This window comes from Bacillus sp. JJ1127 (assembly GCF_036965845.1).
Lineage (GTDB): Bacteria > Bacillota > Bacilli > Bacillales > Bacillaceae_G > Bacillus_A.
The window spans coordinates 1-12653 of sequence record NZ_JBALQK010000274.1 but is presented as its reverse complement, the minus strand read 5'-3'; the positions used below and the strand labels follow the sequence as shown (position 1 = coordinate 12653).

The 12653-nt window shown below is 32.1% G+C and carries 7 protein-coding genes and 1 pseudogene; 4 read left to right on the top strand and 4 right to left on the bottom strand.

The window, feature by feature from the left end; translation table 11 throughout:
• The 3 genes and pseudogenes from V7183_RS22165 to xerS form a co-directional block, all read left to right on the top strand.
• Window positions 1-256, top strand: a pseudogene (locus V7183_RS22165) (IS4 family transposase); the annotation flags it as partial.
• A gap of 893 nt (window positions 257-1149) precedes the next feature.
• Complete coding sequence (locus V7183_RS22160) at window positions 1150-2514, top strand: hypothetical protein (protein WP_335360855.1); 1365 nt, start codon at window positions 1150-1152, stop codon at window positions 2512-2514.
• Window positions 2515-2775: 261 nt separating this feature from the next.
• A complete protein-coding gene (gene xerS / locus V7183_RS22155) occupies window positions 2776-3861 on the top strand; it encodes a tyrosine recombinase XerS (RefSeq protein ID WP_335360854.1) in 1086 nt (361 codons plus the stop codon).
• 55 nt (window positions 3862-3916) lie between these two features.
• Here the strand turns inward: xerS and V7183_RS22150 are convergent, their stop codons facing one another.
• The 4 genes from V7183_RS22150 to V7183_RS22135 form a co-directional block, all read right to left on the bottom strand.
• Window positions 3917-4213, bottom strand: a complete 297-nt coding sequence (locus tag V7183_RS22150) for a transposase (protein WP_335360853.1) — start codon at window positions 4211-4213, stop codon at window positions 3917-3919.
• A gap of 987 nt (window positions 4214-5200) precedes the next feature.
• Window positions 5201-5932 carry an SDR family oxidoreductase gene (locus V7183_RS22145; protein WP_335360852.1) on the bottom strand — a complete coding sequence of 244 codons (732 nt, stop codon included), beginning with the start codon at window positions 5930-5932 and terminating at the stop codon, window positions 5201-5203.
• Window positions 5933-6461: 529 nt separating this feature from the next.
• Window positions 6462-9539, bottom strand: coding sequence for a type IV secretory system conjugative DNA transfer family protein (locus tag V7183_RS22140; RefSeq protein WP_335360851.1), 3078 nt, complete (start codon window positions 9537-9539; stop codon window positions 6462-6464).
• Window positions 9511-11061: a replication-relaxation family protein gene (locus tag V7183_RS22135; protein WP_335360850.1), complete on the bottom strand. Its 1551-nt coding sequence runs from the start codon at window positions 11059-11061 to the stop codon at window positions 9511-9513. The genes V7183_RS22140 and V7183_RS22135 overlap by 29 nt, the downstream gene beginning before the upstream one ends.
• A 537-nt stretch (window positions 11062-11598) precedes the next feature.
• Here V7183_RS22135 and V7183_RS22130 point away from each other — a divergent pair.
• A complete protein-coding gene (locus V7183_RS22130) occupies window positions 11599-12285 on the top strand; it encodes a hypothetical protein (RefSeq protein WP_335360849.1) in 687 nt (228 codons plus the stop codon).
• The last annotated feature ends 368 nt before the right edge of the window (window positions 12286-12653 follow it).

Here is a 12653-nt window from a genome sequence, read left to right as displayed (position 1 = left end):
CCAGTTCTTTACCCGACAATTGTTTTTCAAATGGATCAAACAACATTTACACATTAAAAAGTTCTACGGTCACAGTAAATGGGCGATTCATAATCAAGTATTCATTGCGCTCATCGTTTATTGCCTTCATGTTCTCGCGCAGACTAAAACGAAGAGTAAACGCAAAATCCTGCAAATTAGCCGGTACTTAAAAGCGGTGCTTTGGAAATCAGCACATATTTGGATTCGGAAAATCCAAGGAAAAGTTGTACCGTAACAAGAGAAATGTCGATGTCACTCCAGTCTAATTGTAAATAAAAACCAAATTGATAGGTCCACCTTTATTTGGATGTTTCCTTTTTTGGTTTTGAACCGTAGAGGTTAATAATTAGAATTTTCAATCTCTATTTATGCAACACTAGTGATTCTGTATATAGAATTGATAAAAGTAATGATAAAAAATAAAGGCAGTCGATAGTTGAGGAATTATATCTTGCAATATACCAGGGTTATTTAGAATGCGTTCAAAGTTTTAATCGGTGTGTTGAAATTACATACCGTAAAAGGTGTTTATCGGAAATTTTATTTATAAGAAGAAGCATAACTTCGCATTTTATGCTTCTTTTTTATGCAAGAATGTATTTTTCAAAAGTTATGTAAAATAGACTCATGTATCAAATAGTGAAAGTTTAGACTTTCTTGTCGTAATAGTTTAGGGTTTCATGTCGTTGTACATACATTTTGTAGAAAGACATGAAAGTGGGAACTAATTTTATAGCGTGAAATGATGAATTAACAACAAAAGTAGTTCATTTAGTATCTACTTTCATGTCCCTATATTAAAGGCAAGAAAGTAGGTACTTTCTAACCCAAATTATACTACGTATATATTAATGATTTATCGAAGAAACGTCTAATAATCAACAATCAATATATATTTTTGTCTTCAAAAATTATTACATGAACGAGAGTATCTACTTTCTTGTCTAAAAAGTATCCATTTTCATGTCTTTCTACACATTTCTACAAAAAGAAAAGGGGATATACCTTACTTTTTATCTTCGCGTTAAATCCAAATTTAACGAATACTTATATGGTGGAATAGGAGATGTTGTTTGGTATAATATAAATATAGAATATTATTAATATGAAGGTGACGTGATTTAAATTTTGAAATTACATATAGAACAAATCAAAGCAGCCATGCAGCTTTATGAAATACGTGAATGTGATATTGTTAGTGATGAACAGGCACATAAAGCGTATAAACTCTATTTAAGTCTACATAACAAACCGCATTTGAATAAAGGTCCTGGCATAGTAAAACCTATTGATAATAATAAAAATATAATATCCTTATCTGCAGATCTATTTAAGTCCCATGAAAGAATTATTTATTTAACCAGATGGGTTATTAAAGTGCTACCTTTCATAGATTTATTATCGGAAGTTGGTAAGCTACCATTACAAAGGACAAGTAATGATTTTGTGGGATATCTTAAAGGAATTTTTGACAACTATTTAAACGAACTAAAAAAAGTCTTTAGTATAATACCTGATACAGAGAATTTGATTAAAGATAGTGATTTATTAAATGTACAAGAATTATGTGAAAAAATCCTTGTATCTATACAGGAATATTATAAAGGGTTTCCAAATATAGCTTTTTCTACATTAAAGGGTGCTATAGTCGACAACTTGGAGGAAACTGGGTATCTTAACTATTTCCTTATATTTACAAATCAATTAAGAGGTACTCTATATAAAATGCGTGTGGGGACTAATCATACTTATTCAAGTGAGGAAATGTTTCATATTCCATTTGAACTTCGAGGTTTAGTAAGTACAAATAGATACAGTATTCCAGGACTACCTTGCGTTTATTTAGGAAGCACTCCTCTTACATGTTGGGAAGAACTTAACAAACCGGATTTAAATACAATTCAAACTTCACTATTTTTGTTAGAAAAAGATATTAGCTACCTAGACTTATCTACTCCTCCAGTTGAAGCAATTGAACGGTTCATATCAAATTATCAGCATTTTAGTAATTCAGATATGAACAAAATATATGAAGAAATGACTTCTTATCTTGTATTCTGGCCTTTAATAGCCGCTTGTTCGATACGTGTAAAAAATACAAATGATTCATTTAAACCTGAATATATTATTTCACAATTGTTACTACAATGGATTAGACAATCTGATTATGATGGCATATGTTATTTTTCTACAAAAGTGAAAGACTACTCTAAGCATTCAGCACCCCTTTATAGAAATTACGCTTTCCCGGTACAACAGCAATCAACAAAGGGACATTGTTCAATACTTAGAGAAAAGTTTCATATAACAAATGCCGTACCATGGCAAATGTTCCAGCTATATAAGGATTCACACCTTTGTGTTCCTAATGAAGGAGGTATACAGGTAGAAATTGAATTCATAGATGGCATGAGCCTTCTCTACTCTTCAACCGACTTTAATAAACTTGAAAACTTTTTGCATAATAAATTTACTATAGAAAAATCGATATAACTAAATTCACATTAAATCTACTTAGTATAACTATTCGTTAAAAGTGTATTTAACGCGAACATTGTCGAATATGATAAAATTAAGTATATTAGAGGTATCAAATTAATTTTTGATGCCTCTCTCTTATTTTTATAAATAAGTTATAAAACTTTACTTTGTTGTTTAGTATCTACTGATAACTTAATAGACCTAAATAAAAAGGTATTTTTCTATCTCTGTAGCAATACTCTACTATTAACTAAAAGATTCGAGGTGTACAACATGAGTAATAGAGAAAAAGAACGCTTTAAAGCGCTGATTGAAAAACATAAGAATAACATGCCCTGGTATGTAATTGAATATTTAGAAATGAAGACGATCCTCTCCCCTGCTACTCTATACGGATATATTACAGAATATGAAAAGTTCTTTAAATGGATGATTCAAAAACGATTAGCAGTTGCAAATGGAACCGTTGTGACTAATATATGTGATATCCCCATCGAATCCTTAGAGACGCTGCCCTTAAATGAAGTGAATCGCTTCCATATGTATCTTAAAGGTGAGGAAATTGAAACAAGAGCAATAAATAGAACGTTTTCGGCTTTGAAATCGCTTTTTAAATACTTATCACAAAATACAGAAGATGAATATGGAAAAAGCTATCTTACACGTAATGTTATGGACAAAATAGAATTACATAAAGAAAAAGTGGATGCTGCAGCAAGAGCCGATGATGTAGCTAACATGATATTTAATGACAATGAGGATGTTACATTTCTGAGATTTTTAGCAAATGACTATGAAATTCTCCTAAAGGAAACCTCTACACGTAAGTATAATTATTTTTTACGAGATAAAGAGCGTGATATTGCTCTAATAAGCCTTATTTTAGGCACAGGACTTCGCGTATCCGAATTAGCTAGTCTTTCCCTATCTAACATAAACTTTCGTCAGAGAACGATTAAGGTGACTCGTAAAGGGAATAAAAAGTCCTCTGTACTTGCAACTCAAACAAGTTTGGATGATGTACAAGAGTATATAAGAGTACGACATGAGAAATATCAGTGTCCGCCTGAAGAAGATATTTTATTTGTAACAAGGTACCAGGGAAAATACACGCAACTTTCCGTACGTGCTATACAGAACTTAGTGGAAAAGTATACAAGTGCATTTGATGAAAAACGCAGCCCACACAAATTACGTCACACATACGCTACGAATCACTATAAGGAAAACAAGGACCTGGTATTGCTTCGGGATCAACTTGGTCATACTTCTGTTGAGGTTACTAGTATTTATACAAATATAAACAATGAGAAGAAACGCGAGGCTATTGAACGACTAGAAAAAAGACAATTCGAATAGAAAGTATGGAGCATCAGTTTATAAAAAAACAATTGGGAATAATCCAATTGTTTTTTTACTCATCCAATTCATTTGGTTGTATCTTGTTATACCATTTATTTATTTTCCCTTTATAATACCTCACTACTTCATATTCAGGAATCCATATTTCACGCTCGTGAATTTTTGCTAGTACTTGTTCTAAAACATCCTCATGTTCTGCTGGTTTTAGCCTTCGATTATAGGTTGCCACCTTAGTTATATATGCCTCCCTCAGCCAATTCGAAATATCCTCACGCTGTTTTTGTTTAAGATGGGACCACTTCTTATTCGATTGAAGTAACCTCCCATTAGCTTTTATATGATTTTTCATTACTACTCCCCCTTCTCCTTTTTACCATGACCAAATTATCTCAAAATAAGATATAGAGAGTATGCAAAGTATCACTGCATATAAATTCCTTATCATCTATGTTACAATGCAGCCACCAATATGTGTAACAATTGGTCTGTGCCTTTATACAAGTTTATTTGTTGTACATCCATTAAATCTATCTATATATATTTATTTTAAATTGTAATTGTGTTAAAATCTAATTATCTAAAGAAGTCATTCCTTCGTTAACATTTTCTTCGCTCTAGCACATTTTGCTAGAGCCTTTTTATTTTTAAATTCAAATAAAAACTGAATATTATGTTTTATATTAAAAAACATCGTGCAACCATCTCAATTGTTGGTTTGGAATGAAGTTCAATTAAAATTGTGCCACAAATGTTGATTTTACAATGGAAAAAACCCACCCATTTTGAAAAAAGATTGTTCAAAATAGGTGGGTATAATTTTGTGAAGGATTTATTTTTTATAAAAAAGTTTGATTAAAACTCACTTAGAATTCTTTAATCGAAAAGGAATAAAACGTTGTCACTTTTTTTTTGCAAACGGTATAACTTTCTTTAAAACGGTACATCTTTTTTATAAACAGTACGACTTTATTTCAAAGGTAAACTTCGCTTGAGGTGGAGGATGAATCGCCAGATATGATAAACAAAAATAGCTAGAGTTGAGGTTGATTACTACTATAAGCTCTAGCTATTTTTTTGCTTCATTCACATAATTGATGTAAGCGGAAGTTTATAATATTATTTTTCAACTTGCTTTATAAACGTAGATACGTTTCCTAAACAACAAGAACCTTGAGGATTATTTACTTCGCATCCACAACGGTTTGCTTTAATATGCATTGATATCTCTTGTACCGCTTGGCTCTTTCCGGTTTGTTTTATTTCTTCAAGAATACGTACTCGTGTCCAGTTAAAACAGTTGCAGGCAGGAACGTCTTCTTCTAAAAGATATAATCCTTTAGGAAACCATGGGACAAGTAAGTGATTTTCCATTGTCTTTAGATGTTATACTTAGCATATACGGTACAGCAACATGTGACCAAGCTTCAGCTGTTGGAGAACTCGATACATACTCTGGTGCACATGACTGTAACATCGAAGTATGAATGCCTCCGCCTGGATCTAGTGCAACTACTGCCAGTTCTTTCGGCAATTCTAATGCCATTGATTGGGTCAAACCCTCTATAGCAAACTTGGACGCGCAATACGGTGCAAGTTCTGCCTCACCGGACCGTCCCCAACTTGAACTAAAATTGATTATGCCCCCTCGTTTATTATGCATCATAGCCGGTACAAATGCCCTTATCACATTGACTACACCATTCACATTGATATTCATAACATTTGCAAATTCTTCTGAAGAAATAGTCCAAAGCGTTGCATTTTTATTTACAATAGAGGCATTATTAATAAGTAAATCCGGTGCACCGTATCGCTGAAGAATATATTCTCCCCAAGCTTTAACAGCCGTATCGTCCGAAACATCAATGGATTGAAAATCATGTTTGTTGTCAAAATGGCTCTTGATTTGTTCTATCTTATTTTTGGAACGACCACATCCAACAATCAACCAACCTAGTTCAGAAAAACGGTCAATTAATGAACGACCTAATCCTTGAGTTACCCCTGTGATTATTACAAGTTTTTTATTATTTTCCCTATCCAATTGGTTTCTCTCTCCCTTCAACATTTTGATTCTTAAATTTATTTTACATTTTTTCAATTAATGATACTTGCTACATATTGACTAGATTTTTTACAACTTTAGTAGTAGAATGAAAATTTCAATAAACTAGAAATTTTTAGAAGTCGCTACCCTTAGAACAAAACAATAGAAGCTATCTCAAAAGTCCTTAACTATTGTAGCTTTAAAGGTTGATCAAAATGGAGTCTTCTCCAGCAGGTTTAAGCTTGGTTTTTATAAAAAGTTTGATCATTTCTACCAATGTTATTCAACAATCGTGCTCGATTGCTGAATAAGAAAAAATCCTGCACATCAATACAGGATTTTTATCAAACTTTTTTACATATTATCAAACTTTATTTTAAACGATCAGACTTTTTTATAAATTATCAAACTTTGTTTTAAAGCCACAATTGTTGCTTTATAAAAAGCTTCCTTTTGGAAATATGCAAATTAAAAAAAGGTGTGAAATTACAATTCACACCTTTTAGTCAGAAGAAAAATTCACTTTTATATTTTAATAGTACATAGCGTATCAATCCTGATCAATGTCACCTTCGATATATTGACTGAGTTTATCCTTAATTGCTGCACTCTCTGGAGTTACCTCAGCCACTTTTCGATTGTGAAGTCGAGAACCCTCTTCTGTTCTATCTGAAGATAATGTATTTTCATCATCTTGAGAAACAGTAGCGGCCATTTGTTGTTGTAACCATTGCATTGTTAGGTTAGAAGTTGTATTTTTACCGTTGATTTCTGCAGTTCGTTGAATGTCCTGTTCCTGCTGATTATGAGTGACAGTAGATGTATAAGCTGGCTCTCTATACTGTGGTGTATGTTTTGTCCTTTGCACTTCTATTTGAGTTTCAGTAATAACTGGTGCATTGTTGTTGAAATCAATAGGCTCTCTATGTGTTCCTGCAGCTGATACACTCTCTTTTTGAGTATTCACCACTGCATTAATTTTTACTTGTTCGGTCGTATTGTTAGCAGGAATTGATACTGTAGTGTCATCTTTTTCATGTTTTGGGGCAGATTTTCTTGAGTTATTTTGCACAGGTTGATTATTCGTTACCTCAACTTCACTGTTATTTTCATCCTCGTTACTATAATAATCGTAAGTATCAGGATTTAACGTCTGTAACCAACTTTCTATAGCAGTAGGAGCAGTTACAGGTGTGCTTAATTCCTCAATTACATTTTCTTCACTATCAACATCTGTATCTGTAACATAGTCATTATATTTAATTTCTGCATTCAACGACTCTTCTCGAATCTTTAACCAATAAGCAGCTGCTTCTGCATCAACTTGAATTTTAGCTGTTTTAAACTCTGTAGCAGGAACAAAGTTTGCGTTTACTTGTATTCCTCCTTGAGGAGCGTTATCTTTTACAATTTTAGCAGCGCACTGAAATGCTTTTTGAATCAATATATCATTTTCAGAAAGAATGGGTACCTCTGTTTTCGAATAAGAGTAGGAAGTTCTACGTGTACTTTGTGTTTTCGTTTCAGCTGTGACCATATCAATTTCTTGATCGCCTTCACGCGCTTCATAAATAGTTTTCGTACCCATAAGTTTGCTAAACAATTTAGCGTCTTCATTAGTAACATCGCCATATACAAGTTTGTTACGAAATGTACCTAATAGAATATCCATAAATCTCGGGCCATGTTCAATTGCTAATTGACTAATTGTTTGTGCAATAACAATAAGAGGTGCTTTATATTTACGTGATTGTGCAGGAAAACTTTTAAATGCTTTATAAATGTAATCAGCAAACTCATCGACCAAAACGGGATGGTAAGGAGATACGTTAGGTTTACGGCGGAAAACTGCATTTTGCACGGCATATAAACATAACTTACCAAATACATCAGATAGATCAGAAAGTTCCCCCTTTGCTGTATTGATTAAAAGGATACCTCCAAATTCCAAATGTTTTTGAAAGTCAAAATTAGATGGCCCACATAATACACGACGAAGCAGCGGTTGAGCGGATATATCATTCAAAGTATTTCGTAATCCGCGAACAAAAGTTTCTTGCTTATCTATTATTTTTGGTTGACCATAGTATTTGCCTTCAGTATGATAAACTACTTCTCCCCCACCACGTCCTCCAGAAATTTCGGGTACATAGTTTAAATCAAACCATTCATCTACTTGTTTTACAATGCGCCAGTGATTTCGTTCATCCCTGTCAGTAATTGCTTCAATGTCATTAGGAAGACGGTCTTTTAATTTTAAGTGCATTTCAAAAACAAGGTTAGCATCATTATACATGTCAATTAAATGCTCAAATCTAGCTTCAAACCGAGGGTCATGAAGTTTTAACAAATATATATGTTGTTTAAGGTGAGAACGTTCAGATTGTACGAAGAACGGATTTCCTGCTCCATTATCAGAGAGACCCGTTAATACTGAACATAGCATCTCAGCAACCTTATCAACTGGACCACGTACAAAATTAATTGAAGGGGTATCAGGATTTGTTGGATCTAAATAGAAAATTACACTTTCAGGAATTTTGTGTGCTAATACCAATTTATATACTTTTTCACAGAAGTCATTAGATGGTTCAATAACAGTAAGACCATTTACCTGTGTTCCTTTTACATCCTCTGAATGATAATCTTTTCTTGCATATAAGGTTTTAAAGTTATTTATCATTGAAGCCATGTAATCAAGGATCTGATTAGCTATTGGTAAACCTAGTGCAGCTGATTTACCTGTACCAATGTTACCGATGATCATTATATTAAGTGTTAAAGACTTGCCTTGTATTACTGCCATTTCCCGTGTAGCGCTGTTAGGACCAAGAAAGATATCGGGTTCTGGTAATTTTGAAGGTTTTTTTTCAGTGAAAAATCTGTGTAATGAAGCAGCAAGTTTTCGTTGACGATCATCATTCAAAAAGGAAAGCATCCAACCAGGTATTTTAAACACGTATTCCCATTTTCCGAATTCATCTAAAAGCTCTTTTTTATGTTCATAAAAAATCTTAAAGAGCCATAAGAGTACGAGAATAATAGTAATTACAGGTATAGCAAATACAAGGTGCATGATATTACTAAAATTTGAAAGTATAGTATCCTCTAATCCTTTGTCATTTAGTGAAACTTCTCCAGCTTTCGAATGTAAGAATGGAATAAATATCTTAGCTAATGGAACACTAAACGCCCATAAGTATTGGGCAACTATACCAATTAACATTATCGAGAAAATAAACCATCTACGTTTTATCTCCTGATAAGTCTTAACCTTAGTTGAAAGCTGCCAAGTATAAATTAATATCCAAAAGCTAAAAAAAGTTTCAATGTAATAATGAGTAACGAACGGATTACCAAAGATACTTAAGGTAGGTAATGGAGCTCCCATTTGAATTGCCCAAAAAGAAGCGTACTTATATATTCCTCTAAATGCAAAATACCATGCGATTAGCAGTAGTAATGTAATAACGTAGTATGATGAGCGAGCTGCTAAACGATATTTCCAGCTTTTTGTAAGGTCAATTGTGACAGTATAGGATTTTCTTTCGCTCTTTTCTGTTTTTGGATTCTCTCCATTACCTGGTGTTGTATTGAGTTCAGTATTCTTTTGAACTGCATTCTCCAAATTCTTGTTTCACCCTCTCCTTTAACGAATAAAAAGCAGCGGTGAAATTTAGCAATTCAGCAGAAGTAGCCAATAAAATATTCTCTGGTGCTATGGAATTGTGATACAAGTCAGTAAAAATGGCCTGCTGTCCATGCTCTAATTCATCCGCTTCATATATCCCCAGAATCTTAATTGGGTTTAGTGTTCGGTGTTGATTTTGCATGGCCAACAATCCTGATAATTGTTGTAATTTAAAGTGTGTGTTAACCTCCCCTACCTTAAGTATTGTTAATATACAAACTATTTCTAAGTAATCTAAAGAATTTTTTTCTTCAGCAGGTGATTTTTTTCGTAATACCAAAATGTCATCTGTTAGCTCAAGCAGTTTCGAATGCTGAATCCCTTTCGCTTGAATTTCATTTTTATTAGATATCCACTCTGTTGAATAAGAGAAAGAGGAGTTAATATTTAAACGTTCAGTGACTTTTTTGAGTAGATGATCTTTGTTTGGACTATTAATTTCGCGATTTTCTTTAAGAATATTATTTACTACAAGTGCCGAACTACCCATATTACACACGTAAACATTTAGGTTGTTCACTACACTTAAACGTGGAATATTGCCAAAAGCTCTTTTTAAATTTGTAACACGTGTAGTCCGTTTTTTATAAGTAGAAATGGTATGGTAGGAATCATCAATAACAGAAAATAAAACGTAATACCGCTTAGATGGGTTTGCAGCAGCAATATCGAGATATTTTTTTAATTTATTTTCTAAAAACGGAATGTTTTCCGAACCTGTATCAACTTCAATATTGATAATAGAATCGTTACAAGTAATAACCCAATCCGGGATTATTAATGGGTTTCCTTTTGAGTCAGGATAAAGCTCCTTAGATGGACGAAATGAATATACGAGTTGAGGTAAATCTGGTTGGAAGGAAACGAGTTGAAGTTCTGGCTGAAACATTTCACGGTATTCTTCATCTTCGTATAAAAAGTAAACATCTTTTGAATCGGAATACATCAGGTTGGGCAAATGTAAGTTTTGCTTCACAATTTGGTTTAATGGAAAGAGATAATCGCCATTACCGCCTACAATTGCACCGGTATGTTCATTGTTTGATTCTGCTTCAAGTAGATTTAATACAAATTGCGTAATTGCTATATTGTGTTCATATTGCCTTTTAGTAACAAATGAGGTACTACAATCAGAAATTAATTTTAGCCGATATAATATTTCAGCTCCTTTCGAAGAGATAGAAACGAAATCCAGTGTAAAGCCTCGCTTTTTTCTCACACTTATATTTTCTTTTTTTATTAATTTCATTTTTGTCCACTTAGTTAACTTTGATGAAAATGTAGTTCGACTTATAGGCTCACCACTTATCAATTCATAAAATTTACGTAATTGAATTTGAGATACTGTTCGCTGTTCATATAAGAATAAAACTGTAAAGATATCAGAACGATTAAAATAAACTCCACGATCATTTTCCCCGACGATATATTTAACGGCATGATCAAATGATTTTTTCAATTTCAAACACTCCCTTGATATGGAAATAATATACGGAAACTTGAATAAAATCGATTACAATTGTCATGAAATAAACCAAGAAGTATTGGATAAATAAAGCATTTCAGAACATAAAAATAATTAAAGTATATTTTAACTGAAAGTTGCAAAAAAGTAACCCATTATCCCTCATGAACTCTCGATTTAAAAACACATAATACTTCGTCAAGTGTGTGTAATAAAATTCAATGGTATCAAGTAAAAATTTACTATTAGAGTTCGTCATATATACTTCGACATAAATAAGAGGACATATGACGAACTCTAATGATGAAAAAAGGGTTCGTCATATGTATTCCGTCATATATGTTTAGAGTATCAAAAATAGATAAAATGTACAGTGAATATACTTTTGCATAGATGAAACTAAGTATTAAACAGACTTGCATTTAATTCTGTAGAGGTATTTGTTAATCAGAAGGAAAATTTACATCATAAAAGAAATAAGTAAATAAACATAATAAAGTAAATGAAAATTGTGTATATTTCATATTTTGCATGTTACAATTTGATTTAAGGGGTGAAAAAATGCGGAATTGGAACACAGAATATGGGTTAATAACAAAGATAATACAAAGTGAATTCGAAACGGACTTTCTTTATAATAAAGTAACCAACACATTAAGTAACGAACATGAGATTATTCCAACAAAGTTTGCAGCTCTAGATCCTTATAAAACGTATAATACCGCACAAGTCAGTAGAATTTTGAGGATAAAATCTAATCAATTAAGGTATTTAATCAACAAATACGGTGAATACATCCAATTAATAAAAAAAAGAGCTAAATATTTTATTTCATTTAAAGCATTATACAGGATTTATTTAGTAAACCTATGTCTAACAAAGAGATTAATTAGTGTGGCTGAGTTTAATAGCATAATGACTTCACATGTTAGTTATAGCGATTATATTGATATGAAATTGACAAGTTATACTGACAAGTTTGTAGAACTTAACTATAAAACTAACCAATTGAATGAAAGTGAATCACAATTTTATGTGTTATTCATGCAAATATCAGAAATAACTACGGAATTAATAAAAGAGATAACTAAATATAATATGACATTAACATCCCCTTTCCTTTCTGTTGACAACAGAGAGAGAAATGAGTTGGTAAATAAGAAACAGGTTTATGAAGTTCTTTTCAATAAACTAAGTGTTTTATATAAAACTTTATAGTTAAAAGAGTAATACTTTATTAAGTATTACTCTTTTTTTATAGACTTATTTATAATGTGTATATATAAGACTTATAAGTAAGACGTATAAGGATTTGTGATGATATTATATTGACATGAAATTAATGTGAAAGTACATAAAACCCTAATCTATAGGTGTTTTTATATAAGTCTTATATCTAGTGCGTACATGTAGGTTGTATATGTGTAATAGAGATGATAATAGCATCATATTTTAGGTATATCATATGTTGAAAACATAAATTCAGATAAAGTTCTACATAAATACTGTCTTTTTAATGAGTATCCGATAGTTATTGTTAGTTATATGAAATCTGATATTAACATGTTTTGTGTACTGTGCATATA

Excerpts from the sequence above, each read along its gene's own strand:
- xerS (WP_335360854.1), top strand. The coding sequence starts at position 2,776 with ATGAGTAATAGAGAAAAAGAACGCTTTAAAGCGCTGATTGAAAAACAT.
- V7183_RS22150 (WP_335360853.1), bottom strand. The coding sequence starts at position 4,213 with ATGAAAAATCATATAAAAGCTAATGGGAGGTTACTTCAATCGAATAAG.
- V7183_RS22145 (WP_335360852.1), bottom strand. The coding sequence starts at position 5,932 with ATGTTGAAGGGAGAGAGAAACCAATTGGATAGGGAAAATAATAAAAAA.
- V7183_RS22130 (WP_335360849.1), top strand. The coding sequence starts at position 11,599 with ATGTTACAATTTGATTTAAGGGGTGAAAAAATGCGGAATTGGAACACA.